This is a genomic window from Kitasatospora sp. NPDC097605, from assembly GCF_040302725.1.
Classification (GTDB): Bacteria; Actinomycetota; Actinomycetes; order Streptomycetales; family Streptomycetaceae; genus Kitasatospora.
Genome location: NZ_JBEOSF010000007.1, coordinates 243,250 through 264,299 on the forward strand (window position 1 = coordinate 243,250; position 21,050 = coordinate 264,299).

Annotated in this window: 19 protein-coding genes; 5 read left to right on the top strand and 14 right to left on the bottom strand. The window is 73.7% G+C overall.

From position 1 onward, the window contains the following. Positions 1-72 precede the first annotated feature (72 nt). The 3 genes from ABTX81_RS11385 to fbaA form a co-directional block, all read right to left on the bottom strand. The gene (locus ABTX81_RS11385; RefSeq protein ID WP_350543209.1) at positions 73-876 is read right to left on the bottom strand and encodes a DUF3152 domain-containing protein; all 804 of its coding nucleotides are present in this window, start codon (positions 874-876) and stop codon (positions 73-75) included. A gap of 358 nt (positions 877-1,234) precedes the next feature. Beyond that, entirely contained in the window at positions 1,235-1,648 is a 414-nt protein-coding gene (locus ABTX81_RS11390) for a DUF3151 domain-containing protein (protein ID WP_350543211.1), read from the bottom strand. Positions 1,649-1,722: 74 nt separating this feature from the next. Next, positions 1,723-2,745 carry a class II fructose-bisphosphate aldolase gene (gene fbaA, locus ABTX81_RS11395; protein ID WP_350543213.1) on the bottom strand — a complete coding sequence of 341 codons (1,023 nt, stop codon included), beginning with the start codon at positions 2,743-2,745 and terminating at the stop codon, positions 1,723-1,725. A gap of 389 nt (positions 2,746-3,134) precedes the next feature. On the opposite strand from fbaA, the gene ABTX81_RS11400 reads away from it, so the two are divergent. After that, on the top strand, positions 3,135-3,854 hold the full coding sequence (locus ABTX81_RS11400) for a DedA family protein (protein ID WP_350543215.1): 720 nt from the start codon (positions 3,135-3,137) through the stop codon (positions 3,852-3,854). A 99-nt stretch (positions 3,855-3,953) separates the two neighbouring features. Here ABTX81_RS11400 and pyrE read toward each other — a convergent pair whose 3' ends face one another. From pyrE to ABTX81_RS11440, 8 genes are all read right to left on the bottom strand, one after another. Then, complete coding sequence (gene pyrE / locus ABTX81_RS11405) at positions 3,954-4,490, bottom strand: orotate phosphoribosyltransferase (protein WP_030304482.1); 537 nt, start codon at positions 4,488-4,490, stop codon at positions 3,954-3,956. 42 nt (positions 4,491-4,532) lie between these two features. Then, on the bottom strand, positions 4,533-5,612 hold the full coding sequence (locus ABTX81_RS11410) for an SRPBCC family protein (RefSeq protein ID WP_350543217.1): 1,080 nt from the start codon (positions 5,610-5,612) through the stop codon (positions 4,533-4,535). Positions 5,613-5,726: 114 nt separating this feature from the next. Next, a complete protein-coding gene (locus ABTX81_RS11415; RefSeq protein ID WP_350543219.1) occupies positions 5,727-7,376 on the bottom strand; it encodes a polyamine aminopropyltransferase in 1,650 nt (549 codons plus the stop codon). A 142-nt stretch (positions 7,377-7,518) separates the two neighbouring features. Beyond that, positions 7,519-8,046, bottom strand: coding sequence for a DUF2617 family protein (locus tag ABTX81_RS11420; RefSeq protein ID WP_350543221.1), 528 nt, complete (start codon positions 8,044-8,046; stop codon positions 7,519-7,521). A gap of 475 nt (positions 8,047-8,521) precedes the next feature. Then, positions 8,522-9,691, bottom strand: coding sequence for a pyridoxal phosphate-dependent aminotransferase (locus ABTX81_RS11425; RefSeq protein WP_350543223.1), 1,170 nt, complete (start codon positions 9,689-9,691; stop codon positions 8,522-8,524). A gap of 120 nt (positions 9,692-9,811) precedes the next feature. Continuing rightward, positions 9,812-10,375 (bottom strand): type III secretion system chaperone family protein, encoded by a 564-nt coding sequence (locus tag ABTX81_RS11430; RefSeq protein ID WP_350543225.1) that lies wholly within the window; start codon positions 10,373-10,375, stop codon positions 9,812-9,814. A 183-nt stretch (positions 10,376-10,558) separates the two neighbouring features. Continuing rightward, positions 10,559-13,165 (bottom strand): ATP-dependent chaperone ClpB, encoded by a 2,607-nt coding sequence (gene clpB, locus ABTX81_RS11435; RefSeq protein ID WP_350543227.1) that lies wholly within the window; start codon positions 13,163-13,165, stop codon positions 10,559-10,561. Positions 13,166-13,236: 71 nt separating this feature from the next. Next, positions 13,237-14,265 (bottom strand): LysR family transcriptional regulator, encoded by a 1,029-nt coding sequence (locus tag ABTX81_RS11440; protein ID WP_350543229.1) that lies wholly within the window; start codon positions 14,263-14,265, stop codon positions 13,237-13,239. A 71-nt stretch (positions 14,266-14,336) separates the two neighbouring features. Here ABTX81_RS11440 and ABTX81_RS11445 point away from each other — a divergent pair, with 71 nt between their 5' ends. The 3 genes from ABTX81_RS11445 to ABTX81_RS11455 all read left to right on the top strand — a co-directional run bounded on the left by ABTX81_RS11445 (position 14,337) and on the right by ABTX81_RS11455 (position 17,941). Then, positions 14,337-15,449: a TDT family transporter gene (locus tag ABTX81_RS11445; RefSeq protein ID WP_350543231.1), complete on the top strand. Its 1,113-nt coding sequence runs from the start codon at positions 14,337-14,339 to the stop codon at positions 15,447-15,449. Between the two features lie 553 nt (positions 15,450-16,002). Further along, the gene (locus ABTX81_RS11450) at positions 16,003-17,025 is read left to right on the top strand and encodes a LuxR C-terminal-related transcriptional regulator (protein WP_350543233.1); all 1,023 of its coding nucleotides are present in this window, start codon (positions 16,003-16,005) and stop codon (positions 17,023-17,025) included. Next, entirely contained in the window at positions 17,012-17,941 is a 930-nt protein-coding gene (locus ABTX81_RS11455) for a LuxR family transcriptional regulator (RefSeq protein ID WP_350543235.1), read from the top strand. Before ABTX81_RS11450 ends, ABTX81_RS11455 begins: the two co-directional genes overlap by 14 nt. Before the next feature lie 7 nt (positions 17,942-17,948). Here the strand turns inward: ABTX81_RS11455 and ABTX81_RS11460 are convergent, their stop codons facing one another. Then, on the bottom strand, positions 17,949-18,575 hold the full coding sequence (locus tag ABTX81_RS11460; RefSeq protein WP_344335757.1) for a hypothetical protein: 627 nt from the start codon (positions 18,573-18,575) through the stop codon (positions 17,949-17,951). A 476-nt stretch (positions 18,576-19,051) separates the two neighbouring features. On the opposite strand from ABTX81_RS11460, the gene ABTX81_RS11465 reads away from it, so the two are divergent. Further along, positions 19,052-19,288 (top strand): hypothetical protein, encoded by a 237-nt coding sequence (locus tag ABTX81_RS11465; protein ID WP_350543237.1) that lies wholly within the window; start codon positions 19,052-19,054, stop codon positions 19,286-19,288. On the opposite strand, the gene ABTX81_RS11470 is transcribed toward ABTX81_RS11465, so the two are convergent. After that, positions 19,270-20,337 (bottom strand): helix-turn-helix domain-containing protein, encoded by a 1,068-nt coding sequence (locus ABTX81_RS11470; protein WP_350543239.1) that lies wholly within the window; start codon positions 20,335-20,337, stop codon positions 19,270-19,272. The genes ABTX81_RS11465 and ABTX81_RS11470 overlap by 19 nt on opposite strands. 197 nt (positions 20,338-20,534) lie before the next feature. Next, on the bottom strand, positions 20,535-21,044 hold the full coding sequence (locus ABTX81_RS11475) for a heat shock protein transcriptional repressor HspR (protein WP_350543241.1): 510 nt from the start codon (positions 21,042-21,044) through the stop codon (positions 20,535-20,537). Between the last annotated feature and the right edge of the window lie 6 nt (positions 21,045-21,050).

Sequence of the window (21,050 nt, forward strand, 5' to 3'; positions counted from 1 at the left end):
GGCCAGCGTAGGCGGGCGGTGTCGCGGGCCGGGGCCGAAGGTGTCCCGACTCCGTCCCGGCCCGGGCCGGGTTCAGGGGACCGACGGTCCGCTGAGGTATGTGCCGTCGGTGCCGTAGGGCCAGGCGTTGGGCGTGCAGCCCTTGAGCCCGTAGATCTGCTGCATCATCGCGGGCGCCGGCTTGCCGGGGCCGGGGCAGCCCTCGTGGCCGTGGCCGATCCGGTGGCCGACCTCGTGGTTGATCACCAGGGCCCGGTACTCGTCGATCGGGCCGGCGAACTGGGGTGAACCGGTGGTCCAGCGCTTGACGTTGACCAGTACCTGGCTGCCGACGTTGCAGTTCACCTCGCCGCGGGTGTCGAGCCCGGCGGCGCCGCAGATCCGGTCCACGGTGGCGGGGGAGGCGATCTTCACGGTGAAGTCGTAGGCGCCCTCGGAGACCCGCTGGAAGCCGTTCCTCCGGTCGTTGGTCCAGCCGCGCCGGTCGGCCAGGACGGCCTGGACCTGCTGGGCGGAGGCGGCCGCGTCGATGCCGATGCCGTCCTCGACCTCCACCCGGTAGCGGCGGACCCGGCCGTGGCCGACCGGGTCGGCGGAGCCCGGGGCGATGGTGAAGGTGCCGGTGCCCCGGGCGGGGGCGCTCTCCGGTGCGCTCGGCTGCGGGGTGGGGGCCGGCGGGGGAGTCGGGGTCTCGGCGGGCGGCGGTGCCGCGGTGGTGGCCGGCGCCGGGGCGGTGGCCGTCGGCGTCGGGGCGCCCTCGGACGCGGCGACCCGGGCCCGGGCGGTCCGGTCGGCGCCGGGCAGCGCGTCGGGGCGGTTCAACACGAAGAGCGTGCCGCCCAGGATCGCCACTGCGGCGATCAGGGCGGTGAGCATGCCGGGCCCGAGCCGGCGGCGCGGCGGGCGACGGCGTCGGGTGCCCGCCCGGGCGCGGGCGGGGGCCCGGCGGCCCGCTCCGCCCGTCGCGCGGCGTGCCGGGCCGGACCCGGGACGCGCTGCGGTACGGGATCGGCGGGCGGGGCTGGGTGCGGGCACGCTGGGGCTCTCTGTCGACCGGGTGGGGCCGCGAACCCTCGAACTGACGTGCGCTCCCCCTCGCGCGCCCACCCTGGCACGGCGGGGCGGTGGATGTCCACGGATCCCGTGCGCACGGTGCGGACGGAAACCGCCCCCGGTGCCCGGACGGGCAGCGGGGGCGGTGTCGGCGGGTGGTCCGGTCACCGGGACCGGAGGGTCAGCCCAGGGTGGCGGCGGCGGTCGGCGAGCTGTCCCGCAGGAACTGCTGGCAGCGCTGCGCCTCCTCCTTCTCCTCGATCGCGGCGGCGGCCCGGCCGAGCGCGTGCAGCGCCCGCAGGAAGCCGCGGTTCGGCTCGTGCTCCCACGGCACCGGACCGTGGCCCTTCCAGCCGCTGCGCCGCAGCGCGTCCAGCCCGCGGTGGTAGCCGGTGCGGGCGTAGGCGTAGGACTCCACGACCCGGCCGGCCGCGTAGGCGTCGTCGGCGAGCTGGGCCCAGGCCAACGAGGAGGTCGGGAACTTCGCCGCGACCTCGGCCGGGGAGGCACCGCCGGCCAGCAGCTCCAGCGGAGCGGGCTCGGCGGGCAGGTGCGTGGGGGGCGGACCCCCGAGGAGGTTCTCGTGAATGGTCATGCCCCCCAGTGAACCACCGGGGGGCACGGACGCAGGACCTCGTACCGGGCGCCGGCATCGCGCCGGTGCGGGCCTTACTTCAGGCGGTTGCCGGCCGAGCGCAGCTGCTGGGCGGCCTCGACCACGCGGGAGGCCATGCCGGCCTCGGCGAGCTTGCCCCAGGTGCGCGGGTCGTAGGTGTTCTTGCGGCCGACCTCGCCGTCCACCTTCAGCACGCCGTCGTAGTTCTGGAACATGTGCGCGGCGACCGGGCGGGTGAAGGCGTACTGGGTGTCGGTGTCCAGGTTCATCTTCACGACGCCGTTCTCCAGCGCGGTGGCGATCTCCTCGGCGCTGGAGCCGGAGCCGCCGTGGAAGACGAAGTCGAACGGGTCGGTCTTGCCGTACTGCTTGCCGATCGCGTCCTGCAGCTCGCGCAGCAGCTCCGGCTTCAGCACGACGTTGCCCGGCTTGTAGACGCCGTGCACGTTGCCGAAGGAGGCGGCCAGCAGGTAGCGGCCCTTCTCGCCCAGGCCCAGCGCCTCGGCGGTGCGGACGGCGTCGTTGACGGTGGTGTACAGCTCGTCGTTGATCTCGTGGGTGACGCCGTCCTCCTCGCCGCCGGTCGGGGTGATCTCGACCTCAAGGATGATCTTCGCGGCGGCGGCCTGGGCGAGCAGCTCCTGGGCGATGGCCAGGTTGTCGCTCAGGGTCTCGGCGGAGCCGTCCCACATGTGCGACTGGAAGAGCGGGTTCTGCCCCTTGGCCACGCGCTCGGCGGAGACCGCCAGCAGCGGGCGGACGTAGCCGTCCAGCTTGTCCTTGGGGCAGTGATCGGTGTGCAGCGCGACGGTGATGTCGTACTTGGCGGCGACGATGTGCGCGAACTCGGCGAGCGCGACGGCGCCGGTCACCATGTCCTTGTTGTGCTGGCCGCCCAGGAACTCCGCGCCGCCGGTCGAGATCTGGATGATGCCGTCACTCTCGGCCTCGGCGAAGCCGCGGAGCGCGGCGTGCAGGGTCTGCGACGAGGTCACGTTGATCGCCGGGTAGGCGAACTTGCCCGCCTTGGCCCGGTCCAGCATCTCGTTGTAGACCTCGGGAGTTGCGATGGCCATGCGAATCCGCTCCTGTCGGGTTTGCGGCGTACGGACGGTGCTGTCCGACGCTGTGTACGCCTTGTGACGACTCCGGGGTACCGGGGCCGGTGCGCGGCTCTGCGGTGCGGCGGACCGGTACCAAGGTTCGAGGCAGCGGCCGCGGTGCGGCGATGAGGGTGTTCGCCACTGCGGGCCGGACGCCGGTGCCATCTTCCCAGAATGCCCGTCGGCTCCACCATGCGGCCCGCCAGTCGGGACGGCGGGCCCGCGGCCGCCGCCGGGGCGCCCTCCCGGGGGGTCCAGCGGGGTCCTCCCGAGGCGGGGGGCGGGGTGCGACGAAAGGATGAGCGCCCGCTCGACCCCCGGTGCGAAGCCCTCGTGAAGACGGGCCCGCTATCCTGCGCCGTGTGGACTACAACCAGCTGGCCGTCAATCTGCTCGACGCCAAATCACTGATCTCGTCCCTCGGTGCCATCGGGCTGATCGCGATCATCTTCGCGGAGACCGGCCTCCTGGTCGGGTTCTTCTTCCCGGGTGACTCGCTGCTCATCATCGCCGGTGTGGCCTCGTCGAGCGCCGCCTCGTCGGTCCTCGGCGACGGTGCGAAGCTGCCGCTCGCGACCCTGCTGATCGGGGCCCCGATCGCGGCGATCGCCGGCGCCCAGCTCGGGCACCAGATCGGCGTGAAGGTCGGACCGAAGATGTTCGACAAGCCCGAGTCGAAGATCTTCAAGCGCGAGTACGTGCTGAAGGCCGAGGAGTACTTCAACCGCTTCGGCCCCGGCAAGGCCGTCGTGCTCGCCCGCTTCATGCCGATCGTCCGGACCTTCCTGAACCCGGTCGCGGGCACCCTGGAGATGCCGGCCAAGACCTTCTTCCTCTGGAACGTGGTCGGCGGCGTCCTGTGGACCGAGTCGATGCTGCTGATCGGCTACTTCTTCGGTGACGCGCTCGCCCCGGTGATCGACAAGTACCTGATCCCGGCGGTGCTGCTGATCGTGCTGCTGTCGATCTCGCCGATGATCGTCGAGGTGCTGCGCGAGCGCAAGAAGAAGAAGGCGGGCGGTGCGCAGGCCGCCGACGGCGGCGAGGCCGTCCAGGCCGGCGGCCGGCACCGGCGCGACTGAGACCCGCTCCCGCGGATTCGTACCACGGCCCGGGGCCGGTGTGTTTCACGTGAAACACACCGGCCCCGGGCCGTTCGTCGTGCGGGGGAGGGGGCGGGCTCAGAGGCCCAGGTCCTCCAGGGTGTACGCGGTGACGTACGGCAGGCCCTCGGCCTCGACCGCGGCGGCGCCGCCGCGCTCGACGATCACCGCGACGCCGACCACCTCGGCGCCCGCCTCGCGCAGCGCCTCGACGGCGGTCAGCACCGACCCGCCGGTGGTGGAGGTGTCCTCGACGGCCAGCACCCGGCGGCCCTTGACCTCCGGGCCCTCGATCCGGCGCTGCAGGCCGTGCGCCTTGCCGGCCTTGCGGACCACGAACGCGTCCAGCTCACGGCCGCGCGCGGCGGCGGCGTGCAGCATCGCGGCGGCGACCGGGTCGGCGCCCAGGGTCAGCCCGCCGACGGCGTCGTACTCCAGGTGGGCGGTGGCGTCCAGCATCACCCGGCCGACCAGCGGAGCGGCCTGGCCGTCCAGCGTGATCCGGCGCAGGTCGACGTAGTAGTCGGCCTCCTTGCCGGAGGAAAGGGTGACCTTGCCGTGGACGACGGCCTTGTCCTTGATCTGTGCCAGCAGGGCGTCGCGGTCGTTGCTCATGAGCGTCCAGTCTAGGCCCTGTTCCCGGCCCCGTGCCGCCGGCTAGCGCCGCCGCAGGGCCCTGACCAGCACCACCGCGCCGCCCAGCAGGGCGACCCCGCCGCCGATCATCCACGGCACCGCGTTGCGGCCGCCGACGCCCGGCACCACGATGCCGCCGGCGTCGCCGCCCCAGCGGGAGGCCGCCCGGGCCCGGGCGCTGCGGGCCGGCAGCGCCGGTGCGTACGGGCCGCGCGGCGGGGCGTGGTCGACCTCCTCGGCGGAGCGGCCGACGATGCTGCGGCGCACCGGGCCGCCGAGCACCGGCTCCTGCTCGTAGCCGAACGGCAGCTCGGCGGGGAGTTCGGCGGAGACCTCCTCCTCGGCGGCGGGCTCCTCGGCCCCGGCCGACCCGGTCGCCCCGGCGGGCTCGTCGACGTCGTCGGCGTCCGCGTCGGCGTTCCCGAGCGGGAGGCCGAAGCGCTCGGCGTCGGCGTCGGAGAAGGCGATGAGGTCGGACAGGTCGTCGTCGAGGTCGTCGCCGGGCTCGTCCTCGCGGTCCTCCTGGCGGTCCTCCAGGAACACCACGGTGGCCTCCTCGGCGGTGTCCTCCGCCGCGGCCGCGCCGTCCTGCTCGCCCTCGGTGCCTTCGAGGTCGGCCTCGGTCCCGGCCTCGTCGTCGGCGGCCCCGGCCGCGTCGTCCTGGGAGGTCAGGGCGGCGGTGAAGCGGTCCAGCAGCCGGCGGCCGGCCGCGTCGAGCGTCTCGTCGTCGAACTCGGCGAGCCGCCCGGTGGCGCTCAGGTCACCGGTGAAGCGGACCACCGAGGTCCCCTCCCCGGCGCCCTCGGCGACGCTGATCCGCACGGTCGCGGTCGCCTCGCCGGTGCCGCGCGCCTCCTGCCCCTCGGCGAACGCGGTCAGCACGCCCTCGCGGCCCTCGATCAGCGAGAGCACGCCCTTGAACGTGATGGTGGAGGCGCCGATCCGCAGCTTCAGCCGCCCGCCGATCTCCTCCGCCGCGCCACTGCCGACGGCGGCCGGTTCGGTGCTCAGCCCCGGCACGGAACGCGCCAGCAGCGCGGGATCCTGCAGGGCCTGCCGGACCTGCCCGGCCGGCATCGGGACGACAACCTCATGCTCCATGCCACGGAGCCTACCGACCGAACCCCCTCCCGACCCCGCCCTGTCCCCCACCGACCCCCGCGTCCCGCCCCGGGACGGCCCCGCCGGCGGGCGGCGGGGCCGGTTCTCCCCCCGTCAGTGCGGGCCGAGGAGGGTGAGGGCGGCAGGTGGACGGAGGGGGCGGAGGGCGGTGAGGCGGGCGGCGGAGGCGCGCAGGGTGTCCGGGGTGAGGGCGCGCGGCGGGGGCGCGTCCGGCGCGAGGGTGAGCGGTGGCTGGGCGGCCGCCGCGAGCAGGAAGCTCTGGCTGCCCTCCGGCCCCGGGCGGCAGCTGGCCGTCGCACTGCCCGCGACGGCGTACGGAACGGTCCGCAGCCCGGCGGCCCGCAGTCCCGACTCCGCCTGCCACAGGCCCTGCCACCCGTGCTGCTCGTCACCGCCGCGGACGGCGAGCCGCCCGCCGGGCGCGAGCAGCCGGGTGGTGAGGCCGTAGAACTCCTGGGAGTGGAACGTCACCGGGCCGCCGTCGGCGGGCGCCGGCAGGTCGGCGAGGACGACGTCGAAGGACTCCCCGGGACGGGGGCGGACGGTGCGCAGCCACTCCAGCGGGTCCGCCTGCGCGGTGCGCACCCGGGGGTCGTCCAGCGAGCGGCCGGAGAGCGCGGCGAGGCCGGGGTCGGTGCGGGCGAGCCGGGGGAGCGCCGGGTCGCGGTCGACCACCAGCACGGAGCGCACGCCGCGGTGCCGCAGCACCTCCCGCAGGGCCAGGCCGTCCCCGCCGCCGAGCAGCAGCACCCGGGCGTCCGGCCCGGCGGCCATCGCGGGGTGGACGAGCCCCTCGTTGCCCCGGTACTCGTCGGGTCCGCAGACCGCGAGCCGGCCGTCGAGGTAGAGCCGCAGCGGGCCCTCGGCGGGGCCGGTGAGCACGATCTCCTGGTGCCGGCTCTGGCTGACGGTGCGGACCTGCCCGCCGTACAGGGCCTGCCGGGCGGCGCGTTCGACCGCGTCGGACCAGGCGGCGGCCGCGGCGAGCAGGGCCAGGACGAGCCCGCAGCCGCCCCAGAGCAGCAGCCGCACCCGGGGCGCGGGCTCCTCGCGGAACAGCCAGAGCACCACGGCGGCCCCGGCGACGGCGTTGACCGCGCCGGTGACCAGCGCGCCGCTGCCGGGGCCCAGCACGGGCAGGATGAGGAACGGGAAGGCGAGCCCGCCGATCAGCGCGCCCACGTAGTCGGCGGCGAACAGGTCGGCGGCGGCGCGTCCGGCGTCCTCGTGGCGGATCCGCTGGACGAGGGTCATCAGCAGCGGGATCTCGGCGCCGATGAGCACGCCGATCAGGCCGGTCAGTGCGACCATCGCGGCCTGGTAGTGGCCGATCCAGGCCCAGCCGGAGTAGACCGCCAGGACGGACAGGCCGCCGGTGAGCGCGAGGGCGCACTCGACCACGGCGAAGGCGGTGGCCGGCCGGCGGGTGAACCGCTTGGCGAGCAGCGAGCCGAGGCCCATCGAGAACACCATGACGGAGAGCACGACCGAGGTTTGGGTGACCGAGTCCCCGAGCAGATAGTCGCCGAGGGCCACGAGTTCCAGCTCGTAGACGAGCCCGCAGGCCGCGCAGACGAACGCGGCCAGCAGGACCACCAGCCGGGCCAGCTCGGGGTGGGCGCGCAGCCGGGAGCGGCGGCGGGCGGGCAGCGGGGCCAGGTTCCGTCCTGGCCGGGGCGGGCTGCCGTCGTCGAGGTCGAGGCTCGGCTGTGCGGGCGGCGGACCGGCCGGATGATTGATCACGAACAAACGCTAGGCGACGTGCGGGACGGACGGCTGCGCCCATTCGACGGACAGCGTGACATGGCAGGTTGACGAATCGTTCCTGCGTGCGAATGAAAGCTGCTGGGCCGGCCTATGGGCGGCTCGTCGGCGTCGGCGTCGCTCATCGGGGGACCACCAGCGAGGACCGGGTGCAGACCAGCTGCCCCTCCTGCGGATAGGCGTGCCAGGTGCGCCAGAGCAGCCGGTCCGCGCCGCCCTGGGCGACCAGCGCGGTGAAGGCGCTGGGGTCGCCGGGGAAGACGCCGGCCAGGCCGCGCGGATGCCCCTCGACCAGGGCCAGCAACTCCTGGGCGCGGGCGGCGAAGTCGTGCGGCGGCAGGGCCTCGATCCGGGCGGCGAACTCGTACTCCCAGCCGTCCACCTGCTTGGCCACCCGGGCGGGCAGCGGCGTGCGGCGGCCGGGCAGGCAGGCGACGGTCTCCAGGCAGTGACCCGGCCCGGCGGCGATCACCACCTGGTGGGAGGCGCCCAGCAGGCGCAGCTGGAGGGTGCCGGGCGGGCCGGGGTGGCCGGGGCCGTCGAGTCTCAGGTCGCGGACCGCGAGGGCGGGCAGCGGATCGCCGCCCAGGCACCAGGCCAGGTCACCCGCGCGGGTGTCCGTGTAGGAGGTCTGCAAAGTGGTGAGCATGCTCGGCTCCGCGTTTCAGCTCCGTGCGCGCCCGCCGAGCAGCAGCGAAGGAGGCCTAGGCAAGGGCGAGGCTGTTCGTGGCTGTGCGGTCCAGGACGCGGCCGACCGTGGAAGGAAGGATTCCGGCTGGAGATTCAGCAGCAGAGAAGCACGAATACGCCGGGTCCGTCGGTGATTTACCCAACTTTGTCAAGCATTCACCGTTTCGAGCACATCTGCTTCCCTGCTCTGATCGACCCGGTGTGCGACTATGCACAGCCCGCGCCCCTCGCCCCGGTCCACGCGCCGTGTGCGCTGCCCACACGCCGCCCGCACGTCCTGCACGCCCCCACCCTCTCACCCCGGGCGCACCGCCCCGCCTCCTCGCCCGGACCCTGTCCGGCAGCCGGAACGAATTGCCCGACAGGCAGCAACCTCACGGCCTGTCGGGCGAATTGACGAATCGTCAGAGCGTGCGAGTGGTCCCGGCGATGGGTCAGACCCGGGACAGCCGGGAGAGGCGGTCGACCGCCTCCTCCAGGACGGCGGTCTGCTTGCAGAAGGCGAAGCGGACCAGCGGGCGGCCGGCCTCGACGTCGTCGTAGAAGACGGCGTTGGGGATGGCGACGACGCCGCAGCGCTCGGGGAGGGTGCGGCAGAAGGCGATGCCGTCCTTCTCGCCCAGGGGGGTGATGTCGGCGGTGATGAAGTAGGTGCCCTCGGGCCGGAAGACCCGGAAGCCGGTGGCGGCGAGGCCGTCGGCGAGCAGGTCGCGCTTGCGCCGCAGATCGTCGCGGAAGTCCTCGAAGTAGCCGTCGGGCAGGTGCAGGGCCTCGGCGACGGCGTGCTGGAAGGGGCCGGCGCTGACGAAGGTGAGGTACTGCTTGGCGGCGCGGACGGCGGCGACCAGTTCGGGGGCGCCGGTCACCCAGCCGATCTTCCAGCCGGTGAAGGAGAAGCTCTTGCCGGCCGAGGAGATCGTCACGGTGCGCTCGCGCATCCCGGGCAGGGCGGCGACGGGGTGGTGGGCGCCGTTGAAGACGAGGTGCTCGTAGACCTCGTCGGCGACCACCAGCAGATCGTGCTCGACGGCGAGTTCGGCGATGGCGGTGAGCTCGTCGGGGGTGAGGACGAGGCCGGTCGGGTTGTGCGGGGAGTTGATCAGCAGCAGCCGGGTGCGCGGGGTGACCAGTGCGCGCAGTTCGTCCAGGTCCGGGCGGAAGTCCGGGGTGCGGAGGGTGAGCGGGACCCGGACGGCGCCGGCCAGCGCGATGCAGGCGGCGTAGGAGTCGTAGAACGGCTCGAAGGCGATGACCTCGTCGCCGGGCTCCAGCAGGGCGAGCAGGGAGGCGGCGATGGCCTCGGTGGCACCGGTGGTGACCAGTACCTCGGTGTCCGGGTCGTACGACAGCCCGTAGAAGCGCCGCTGGTGCGCGGCGACCGCGGTCCGCAGCTCGGGGACGCCGAGGGCGTGCGGGTACTGGTTGCCGTTCCCCTCGCGCAGGGCCCGGACGGCGGCCTCGCGGACCTCCTCGGGGCCGTCGGTGTCCGGGAACCCCTGGCCGAGGTTGATCGAGCCGGTGGCCGCGGCCAGGGCGGACATCTCCGCGAAGATCGTCGTTCCCATGCCCGCCAGCCGGCGGTTCAACAGCGGCCTCGCACCCATCACGGCTCCTCGTACGTGTCGGCGGTGGTCGGCCCATCCTCGGGCCAGGGGGCGTCCGGGGACAAGACGGCCCGCCACCGGGTGCCGGTGGCGGGCCGTACGGGGGAGCGTCCCCGGTGATCAGCTCTCGTCGGTGCCGTCGGACGGCTTGCCCTCGCCGCCCTCGCCCTCGATGTCGTCCTGCAGGCCGAGGCGCTCGACGATCCACTGCTCGAAGCCGACGGCGGCCTGGGTCCAGTTGGCGGTGGTGGTCACGAAGTAGTCCAGGTTGACGCCGGTGCCGACGATCATCTGGGCCTCGCCGATCAGGCGGACCACGCCGTCCTCGTGGGTGTGGGTGTAGACCTTGGGCCAGAGGGTCTCACGGTTCCACTCGTCGATCAGGTCGAGGACCTCGCCCTTCTTCTCCAGCGGGTACGAGCGGTCGTAGAACGCCCGGACCGCGAAGAGCTCCTTCTGCTCGCCGCGGAACATGTAGTAGACGCGGAAGCCCTCCCAGGGGGCGGTGAGGTCGCCCTCCTCGTCGACGCCGTGCTTGAGCTGCATCTGGTCGAGGAGCTGGCCCACCAGGTTCTGGTCCGGGACGATGATCGGCGGCGGGCCGGCCGGACGCCCGCCCTGGCCTCCGGGCTGGCCACCCTGGGGCATGCCGAACGACGGGATGGACGACGGGTCGATGCTCATGGGGTCCTCTTCCTCAGTGCACGTGGTGGTCGGCAATGAGAGGCCGCCCTTCCGAGTCCATCCTGCCTCATCCGGGGCCCACCTCACAGGGGTGGCCGCAAGCCGGCCCGGCATGGCCGGATCATGGTCCGCCCCCCGGAAACGCCGGGGGCCGGACCATGATCCTTCCGCTGTGACGGCGGGCTACTTCTCCAGCGGTCCGCGGGCACGGACGGTGAGGCGGTCGCCGTCCTCGTCCCGCTCGACCAGCACGGTGTCGCCGTCGTGCACCTGGCCCGCCAGGATCGCCCGGGCCAGCTGGTCGCCGATCGCGGACTGCACCAGCCGGCGCAGCGGCCGGGCGCCGTACGCCGGGTCGTAGCCGGTGAGCGCCAGCCAGTCCCGGGCGGCCTCGGAGACCTCCAGGGTGAGCCGGCGCTCGCGCAGCCGGTCGCCCAGCCGGGCGACCTGGAGGTCGACGATCCGGGTCAGCTCGGCGGTGCCCAGCGGCTCGAAGACCACGATGTCGTCGAGCCGGTTGAGGAACTCCGGCTTGAAGGCGGCCCGCACCGACTCCAGCACGAGGTCCTTCTTCCGCTCCTCCGGGGTGGCCGGGTCCACCAGGAACTGGCTGCCCAGGTTGGAGGTGAGGATCAGGATCGCGTTGCGGAAGTCCACCGTGCGGCCCTGGCCGTCGGTGAGCCGGCCGTCGTCGAGCACCTGCAGCAGCACGTCGAAGACCTCGGGGTGGGCCTTCTCCACCTCGTCCAGCAGCACCACGCTGTACGGGCGCCGGCGGACCGCCTCGGTGAGCTGGCCGCCCTCCTCGTAGCCGACGTACCCGGGCGGGGCGCCGACCAGGCGGGAGACCGAGTGCTTCTCGCCGTACTCGCTCATGTCGATGCGGACCATCGCCCGCTCGTCGTCGAAGAGGAAGTCGGCCAGCGCCTTGGCGAGTTCGGTCTTGCCGACGCCGGTCGGGCCGAGGAAGAGGAAGGAGCCGGTCGGGCGGTCCGGGTCGGCGATGCCCGAGCGGGTGCGCCGCACGGCGTCCGAGACGGCCTGCACGGCCTCCGCCTGGCCGATCAGTCGGCGGCCCAACTCGTCCTCCATGCGCAGGAGTTTGGCGCTCTCGCCCTCCATCAGCCGGCCGGCCGGGATGCCCGTCCAGGAGGCCACCACATCGGCCACGTCGTCCGGGCCGACCTCCTCCTTGACCATCGAGGCGGAGGCGTCCTCACCGGCGGCGCGCTCCTGGGCGTCGGTGAGCTCCTTCTCGGCGGCCGGGATCTCGGCGTACATCAGCTTGGACGCGCGCTCGAAGTCGCCGTCCCGCTGGGCGCGTTCGAGCGCGCCGTGCAGGTCGTCCAGCCGCTCCTTGACCTCGCCGACCCGGTTCAGGCTCTTCTTCTCCTGCTCCCAGCGGGCCGTGAGCACGCTCAACTGCTCGTTCTTGTCGGCGAGATCGCGGCGCAGCCGGGCCAGCCGGTCGACCGAGGCCGGGTCCGACTCCTTCTCCAGGGCCAGCTCCTCCATCCGCAGCCGGTCGACGGCGCGCTGGAGTTCGTCGATCTCGACCGGGGAGGAGTCGATCTCCATCCGCAGCCGGGAGGCCGCCTCGTCGACCAGGTCGATCGCCTTGTCGGGCAGGAAGCGGGAGGTGATGTAGCGGTTGGAGAGGGTGGCCGCGGCGACCAGGGCGGCGTCCGCGATCTGCACCTTGTGGTGCGCCTCGTAGCGGCCCTTGAGCCCGCGCAGGATGGCGATGGAGTCCTCGACGCTGGGCTCGCCGACCAGCACCTGCTGGAAGCGCCGCTCCAGGGCCGGGTCCTTCTCGATCCGCTCGCGGTACTCGTCCAGGGTGGTGGCGCCGACCATCCGCAGCTCGCCACGGGCCAGCATCGGCTTGAGCATGTTGCCGGCGTCCATCGCGGAGTCGCCGCCGGCGCCCGCGCCGACCATGGTGTGCAGCTCGTCGATGAAGGTGACGACCTGGCCGTCGCTCTGCTTGATGTCGTTGAGGACGGCCTTCAGCCGCTCCTCGAACTCGCCGCGGTACTTGGCGCCGGCGACCATCGCGCCGAGGTCCAGGGCGACCAGGCGCTTGCCGCGCAGCGACTCCGGCACGTCGCCGGCCACGATCCGCTGGGCCAGGCCCTCGACGACGGCGGTCTTGCCGACGCCGGGCTCGCCGATCAGCACCGGGTTGTTCTTGGTCCGGCGGGAGAGCACCTGGACCACCCGGCGGATCTCCTGGTCCCGGCCGATCACCGGGTCGAGCTTGCCGTCCCGGGCGGCCTGGGTGAGGTCGGTGCCGTACTTCTCCAGCGCCTTGTAGGTGCCCTCGGGGTCCGGCGAGGTGACCCGGGCGCTGCCCCGGACGTCCTTGAACGCGGCGAGCAGCGCCTTCGGGGTGGCGCCCTGGCGCACCAGCAGTTCGGCGACCGCGCCGCCCTCGGCGGCCAGGCCGACCAGCAGGTGCTCGGTGGAGACGTACTGGTCGTCGAGGTCGTCGGCGCGCTTGCCGGCCTCGGTCAGCACGGCCAGGGTGTCGCGGGCCAGCTGCGGCGCGGCGACGGTGGCGCCGGACGCGCTGGGCAGCGCGGTGAGCTGGCGGCGGGCCTCGGCGTCGACCCGGGACACGTCCGCGCCGACCGCCTCCAGCAGCGGTCTGGCGATGCCCTCGGGCTGCTCCAGCAGGGCGATCAGGATGTGCACCGGCTTGACGTCCGGGTTGCCGACGGCCCCGGCCTGCCGGATCGCGGCGGACAGGGCGTCCTGCGTCTTGGTGGTGAACTTGCTGGCGTCCACTGCTGGGGGGTCCTCCCTCGTCGTGCTGATGTCTGACGTCTACAGCATGCACTAAGTTGAGTCTATTCCGCTCAACTTTTGGATGAACGGTCGGGGCGGACCCGCAGCGCGGGGCGCCCGGGTGATCCGCCGGGCTCCCGGGCGGTCTTCGGCGGCAGGGTCCGGGCCTGCGCCATCCGCGCCTGGTGGGTCCCGGCCGTCCGCCGGGTCAGCGCCAGCAGCTCCCGGGCCGGCCCGGTCGGACGCTGCCCGGCCGGCCAGACCGCCCGCAGCGGCCGCCGCAGGTCCAGCTCCTCCACCAGCCGCACCGCCACCAGCCGCCGGGTCGCCAGCTCCTCCACCACCGCCAGCTCGCTCAGGCAGACCGGCCCGGCCCCGGTCATCGCGGCCGCCTTCAGCGCCGTCGAGGAGGCCAGCTCCAGCCGCGGCGACGCGGTGCCCCCGTACGGCGCCAGCGCCATCTCCAGCACCTCCCTGGTCCCCGACCCCGGTTCGCGCAGCACCAGCGGGGTCGCCGCCAGCTCCCGGCCGGACAGCGGCGCCCGGCGCCGCGCCCACGGATGGTCCGGCGCCACCACGACCACCAGCCGGTCGGCCGCCACCACCGCGCCGGCCAGCCCCGCCGGGGGCAGCGGCCCCTCGACGAAGCCGAGGTCCGCGTCCCCGGCCAGCACATGGCCCGCCACGTCCGCCGAGTTGGCGGTGCGCAGCGTCACCGCCGTGCCCGGACTGACCGCGTGCAGCGCCAGCAGCCAGCCCGGCATCAGGTACTCGGCGACGGTCAGACTGGCCACCACGGTCAGCCGGGCGTCCCGGCGCTCGCGCAGCGCGTCGATCCCGGCGTCCAGCGCCTGCGCCGCCTCCACCACCTGCCGCGCCCACTCCACCACCAGCCGGCCCGCCTCGGTGGGCCGGGAGCCGCGCGGGGAGCGCTCCAGCAGGGGGACGCCGATCTGCCGCTCCATGCCCTTGATCCGGGCGCTGGCGGTCGGCTGGCTCACCCCGAGTTCGGCGGCCGCCCGGCCGACGCTGCCGAGCCGGGCCACCGCGAGCAGCAGCTCCAGTGCACCGAGTTCGGGGACACGCGGGGAGAGGGCCATAGGTTCAGGCTATGCCCTCATAGAGCGCGCGGCGCTACCGGCGTCCGCCGCCCCGGGCGACGGTGGATGCCATGGCCACCCTGCTCAGCCCCGCCCCCAGCCCCCGCGCGTCCACCCGCGCCCGCCGCCTCGACCTCGCCCAGCTCGGCCCGAACTGGTACGCGGCGGTCATGGGAACGGCCATCGTCGCCAACGGCGCGGCCGCCCTGCCCGTCCGGTGGCCCGGACTGACCGGCTTCGCCGAGCTGATGTGGGCGCTCGCGCTGGCCGGCCTGCTGGTGCTCGGCGCCGCCCGGGCCGTCCACCACACCCGGCACCGCGCGGCCGCCCGCGCGCACCTGCTGGACGACCCGGCCACCGCCGTCTTCTACGGCTGCCCGCCGATGGCGCTGCTCTCGGTCGGCCTCGGCACCCTGACCGTCGGCTCCCGGGTCATCGGCACCGGCCCGGCCGTCGCGATCGACCTCGCGCTCTGGACGGCCGGCACCCTGTTCGCGCTCGCCGTCGCGGCCGGCATCCCGTACCTGATGATCACCCGGCACGCCGTCTCCCCGCTCACCGCCAACCCGACCTGGCTGCTGCCCGTGGTGGCCCCGCTGGTCGCCTCCGCCACCGGCCCGGCGCTGGTCCCGCACCTGCCCGCCGGCGCCGCCCGGGAGACGCTGCTGTACGCCTGCGCCGCGCTGTTCGGGATCGGCGTGCTGGCCACCCTGGCGCTGCTGCCGGTGGTGCTCACCGGCCTGGTGCACAGCAAGCTGCCGGCCCTGGCGCTCACCCCGACGCTCTTCCTGGTGCTCGGCCCGCTCGGCCAGTCCACCACCGCCGTCCACCAGCTGGCCGACGCCGCCGGTCCGGTGTTCCCCGGCCCGGCGCCCGCGCTGCGCACCCTCGCCGAGCTGTTCGGGGTGGCGGTGCTCGGCGTCGCGATGCTCTGGCTGCTGCTCGCCGTCGCCGCCAACCTGCGCGCCCGGCGCGCCGGGATGGGGTTCGCGATGACCTGGTGGGCGTTCACCTTCCCGGTCGGCACCTGCGTCACCGGCGCGGCCGCGCTCGCCCGGCACACCGGGTTCCCCGGCTTCACCGCGCTCGCCGCCGGCCTGTTCGCGCTGCTGCTGGCCGGCTGGGCGCTCGCGGCGGGCGGCACGGCCGCCGCGCTGGCCGGCGGCCGGCTGCTGGCCCGCTGAGCGGCCGACGGGATTCCGGAACACGCGACTTCGCCGCCGACCGGCCGGACGGTCGGATAAACTCCAACCCACCTCGCTGACCTGCACGTTCGCAGAAACCGGAAGCGGCCCGCGACCGGGCGCGCCGGACCGCCGGTGCAGGTTCCTGCAATTGCGAGAACATGCAGCAGGGTGGCACTTGTTCACCGGCCGTCACGCTGTGAGGGTGGAGCCACGCCAGGTCGTCCGGGCAACCGCAGCCCGAGGACGGCGACTTGCTCTTCATACTGGATGCGACCGGTACGTCCGCACGTGCCCGCATATCGGGGGGGAGAGCGCCGGCCGGGACGCCATGTGTGGTGATGGCCCCCGGGACCGGAGCCGGCGAGGCGTTGCTGCTCCGCCTCGACGGAAGCGCTGGGACCTGCGTACCGGCGGCTCCCCGGACCCGGGTGCGACGGCACCCGGGGGCCGGGGGACCGCCGGGCCCCAGTACCGTGATCACCGCCGAGCCCACCCGCGCGCGGCGCGCGCAGCACCACCGACCCGCGAGCACCGGCAGGGAGCGTTCCACGTGACGTTCGATGCGACGGCGGACCCGACGGCCGTCCGCGGCGGCGGCGCGGTCGGCCCCGCCGCCGGCACCGGCGAGCCCGACGAGGCCGCGCGCCGGCTCTACCTCGCGATCCTCGCCGACGGCGGCCGGGTACGGATCGCCGACGTCCCCGAGGCCGACCAGGAACCGGTGCGCCGGCTCGTCGCCATCGGCCTGCTGATGACCAATCCGATGGACGCCTGCTACACCGCCGTCAGCCCCCGCTCGGTCAGCGACCGCCTCGGCGCCGAACTGCGCAGCGAGGCCACCCGCCTGCTGGTCCGCGCCGAGAACCTCCCCGGCGTCCTGGACTCCCTCACCCGCGCCTACGACGCGATGCCCCGCCCGCCGGAGCGCTCCGGCGGCGCGGTCTACATCGAGGGCCACATCCACATCCGGCACCGGATCTCCCAGCTGGTCGCCGACTGCCGCACCGAGGTGCTCACCGCCCAGCCGGGCGCCCGCCCCGCCGACGCGCTCAAGATCGCCATCCAGCAGGACGTGCGGCTCCTCCAGCGCGGCTGCTCGCTGCGCACCCTCTACCAGCCGGTCGCGATCGCCGACCCGCCCGCCCTCGCCTACGTCGAGGAGGTCACCCGGCGCGGCTCGCTGATCCGGATCCTGGACGAGCCCTTCGAGCGGCTGATGGTCTTCGACCGCTCGGTGGCGGTGATCCCCGCCAGCGACGACCACAGCACCGCCGCGTTCATCACCGACTCGGCGGCGATCGCCTTCATCGTCAACGCCTTCGAACGCGACTGGGCCCGCGCCGACGCCACCGACTGGTCCGCCGTCCTCAGCCAGGGCCCCGCCCACAGCAGCGCCCCCGAACGCGTCGGCCGGCTGCTCGCCCGCGGCCTGACCCAGCGCGCCGTCGCCACCCGCCTGGGCCTGAGCGAACGCACCGTCGCCGCCCACATCTCCCGGCTGCGCGACCGCTACGGCGCCCAGACCCTGTTCCAGCTCGGCTGGCTGATGAGGGGCGGCCGTGACGGCGGATGAGCCCACCCCCGCCGAGCGGAACCTCTACCTGAGCGCCCTGGCCGGCGGCGGCCGCCTCGCCCCGCCGCCCACCGCCGACCCGGCGGCCCTGGCCGGCCTGGTCGGCCGGGGTCTGCTCGCCCGCACCGCGAACGGCTGCACCGCCGTCGACCCGCGTACGGCCGGCGACCGGCTCACCGCCGAGCTGTGCACCGAGGCCACCGGCCTGCTGCTCCGCGCCGAGCACCTCCCGGAGGTCCTCGCACCGCTCACCGCCGCCTACGACGACGCCCACCGCCCGGCTCCCGCCGTCAACGGGTCCAGCCGGGTCGAGGGGCGCGCCGGCATCCGGCAGCGCATCTCGGAGCTCATCTCCGACTGCGGCGACGAACTGCTCGCCGCCCAGCCCGGCCGCCGGCCGATCGAGGGCCTGCGGATGGCCTCCGTCCAGGACCTCGCGCTGCTGCGCCGCGGCGGGGCGATCCGCACGCTCTACCAGCCGGTCGCCCTGGCGGACCGCGCGGTCGCCGGGCACGCCGCGCTGATGGCCGGGTACGGCTCGCAGATCAGGGTGCTGCACGAGCCGTACCCGCGGATGCTGGTGTTCGACCGTACGGTGGCCGTCATTCCGGACGCCGCCGACGGGATCAGCGCCGTCTTCGTGCACAACCCGGCCACCGTCGCGTTCCTGGTCTCCCTCTTCGAGCGCGACTGGGCCCGCGCCTGCGCGCTCGACCGGTCGGCCGGCGCCCCGCACCCGACGGCCACCCGGATCGGCCGGCTGCTCGCCCGCGGCCTCACCCAGCGCGCGATCGCCACCCGCCTCGGCCTGAGCGAACGGTCGGTGGCCGGGCACATCGCACGGCTGAGGGAGTTGCACGACGCCGAGACGCTCTTCCAGCTCGGCTGGCGGATGCGGGGAGCCCGTGATGACTGAGCCGGAGTCAGCCGGTGGCGGCGCCGGTCGGCCAGTAGCCGGACGGGCCGACGGCGGGGGGCTGCTGACGGGGGACGGTGAACTGCTCGCCGGGGGCGGTCCAGAAGCCCTCGCGCAGGGAGAGCGCCATGCCGGCCCAGTCGAGGGCGGTCTCCACGGTGTGGTGGAGGGCCTCCTGGGACCAGGTGTCGTCGAAGACCAGCGGCAGGACGGGGGCGACCTGCTCGATGGTGGCGATCAGCGGGTTGTGGGTGATGGCCTCGTCCACGAGCAGGACGATCGGCTTGCGCAGCGCCGACGCCCAGCCCAGCTCCAGGCTGACGCCGGCGGAGAGCGGCGCGCCGACGTAGGCGAAGACCAGGTCCGCGGACTGCAGCGCGCGGAAGTCGGACGGGACCCGGGGCTCGGGGGCGCGCCCGGCGACGGTCCAGGCGTCACTGTGATGGGCGCTGTACACGGCGGCGCCACTGCGGAGGAGGGTGGTGCGCAGGGTCGTCAGCCGCGTCCGGCTGGCGAGGGTCACCACACTGTCCGCCGGCCCGGTCAACCGCATCAGCGGCGCGGCCAGGAAGACTCGTGCACGCCGGCCCTCGTGGGCCTGGCTGTCGTGGTGACGCAGGTAGGGCTCGGTCATAGTCGACTCCGGGGAATGACCGACCAGGGAGAGTCAAGTCCCGCTGGCCGGTGTGGTGTTGGTGGAGATGGTCGCACGACTGGAGCTGACGGCGGTGCGATCTGATCAGTGGCCCGGCCGTATTTCGGAAACGCTGGTGCTGCCCGGCGCGTGGTTGATGGGGTGTGCACTGATCGTCTCGGCTGAAGCGGGCGGCAGTCCACGTGTGAAGGGTGTCATCTCCGTGTCTGGCAGACAGATGACACCGTGGCCGCTCTGAGCGGGCAGGTTCACGCCAGGGTTTTCGATCGGTAGTGTCATATTTCTGCCTGGCATGAGAATGACACTCTCCGGAGTGGACAAGTGTTTGCGTGTGCGGCGGTGTGCAGGCTTTGATGTCTTCGCATCGCCCACCGCGCTCGCAATGCCACCGGACCGCGCGGGTCCACTCGCCGGCATGGTCGGTTATAGCAGATTCATGACAAGGAGTCGTCAACATGCGTCGTGCACACCGCACTTTGATCCGTGCCTTGGCGGCGATCGCGATCATCGCGGCGGTCCCGATGGTGTCGTCTCCGGTGGACTGGGGCTGGGAGAACGGTTCCACCCACGGTGCCGTCGCGACCTCCTCCACCCTGAGCAACGACTGGGGCTGGAGCGCTCCCGCGCCGAACGTGACGGCCGCGGTGGTGCCGGCCGAGTCGCGGCTGCTCGCTCAGGACTGGGGCTGGTGAGCGGGGCCGCCCCCCTCCAGCTCCTGAAGTGACACGTCGTCCGACATGTCGTCCGCCGCGATGAGGTGCGGCGGATGATGGGCCATCCGCCAGCCGAGCTGGAACAGCGTCTCGGACTCGTACTCCTCCCGGAACTCCGCGATGTGCCGCGCGAGCGTGCGCTCGCTGATTCCGAGACTTCTGGCGATGACGCGGTGTCCCACGCCCTGGATCATCATGCGGAGGATCTTGGTGCGCAGGCGTGAGATGACCTCCTGCGGGACCTCGGTGGCGCCCGGGAAGGCTATCGAGCGTATCCAGAGTCCTTCGAAGGAGTCGATCAGGTAACTGACCACGGCGGGGTCGCGGACGACGGCGGCCTTGGCGTTGTCGTCCTGTGCGGGGATCACCGCGACCTCCCGGTCGACGATGATGAGCCGTTTGAAGGGCTCCGCGAGGGTTCTGACCTCCGCGCCGTGCTCGGTGATCCGTTCGACGTACTGGCGGGTGGGGGCCGAGTAGCGGGCGCTCGGCTGGTAGATGGTCCGCCGCTGGACGCCTCTGCGCAGCAGGAGGACGTCGCGTTCGACGATCCGCTGGATGATGGCGAGCGGGCGGCTTCCGCCGGGCTGCGCGGTGAGGACCTCTTTTTCCGCGCCTTCCACCAGGGATTCGATCTGCTGGTTGATTTCCGGCACACCGAGCGCGTATTCGATGAGGCCGCCCGGCTCGGTTCTGTGGTTCATCGAGCCGTAGGCGTGCGAGAGATCCTGCAACGCCTTCGGAGCGGACGAGGACTTCATCAGCAGGCTCAGGGCCTGTTCCTGCCACTGGCCGGCCAGTCGTCCCGCTATCCGGGAGGGATCGGCGACCGTCATCGTCGACGGGTCGTCGACATCGGGAATGAGCAGACCGAGTTCGAGGAGCTCGGCGCATGGTCGGGCGACGCCGGGACCGGTCGAGGCCGTCCGGCCGCCGTTCGCCACCGCTCTGAGGTAGAGCGCCCGTGCCTCCTCGGAGAGGATGCCGGTAAACGCTCCCCCCGGCTCCGTCCCACTCGTAGCGTTCATCTGCGACCTTTCAACCGTCCCGGCCCGACGGCGACGATTCCCCGTGGCAGGGGATCGCCAGGATCCTGTGTTCGATGGCCGCAGTCGGGCGCGAGTTCACCGGGGAGCACTCTACGCATGACCCGTAGCTGTCGGCACCCCTCCGATGGTGGGGTGCCGACGGTCGGGCACGGGCGGGTCGTGGTGGTCCCAGGGGGTCAGCGCTTGGGGCGCCAGACGACGAGGGCGCTGGAGTGCGGGGTCGGCGGCTGGTAGGGGACGAGGTCGCGCCGGTAGGAGGCGTGGATGGTGGCCTCGCGCTGCTGGAGCGCGGTGGCGGCCCCCTCCAGGGAGTCGGCCAGTTCGGCGATCCGGGACTGCAGGGCGGCGACCTGGTTCTCCAGCTCGATGATCCGCTTGATGCCGGCCAGGTTGATGCCCTCGTCCTGGGAGAGCCGCTGGACCTCGCGCAGCTGCTGGATGTCGCGCGCGGAGTAGCGGCGGCCGCGCCCGGCGGTGCGGTCCGGGCAGACCAGGCCGAGCCGGTCGTACTGACGGAGGGTCTGCGGGTGCAGGCCGGAGAGCTCGGCGGCCACCGAGATCACGTAGACCGGGGTCTCCTCGGTGAGCACGTACTGGGGCTGCGGGGCGGTCCGGCGGGTGGTGCGGCGGGCGCCGCCGGGCAGGCCGTCGCCCAGGCCGGGGCCGATGGGGTCGTCGGGGGTCATCTGGTC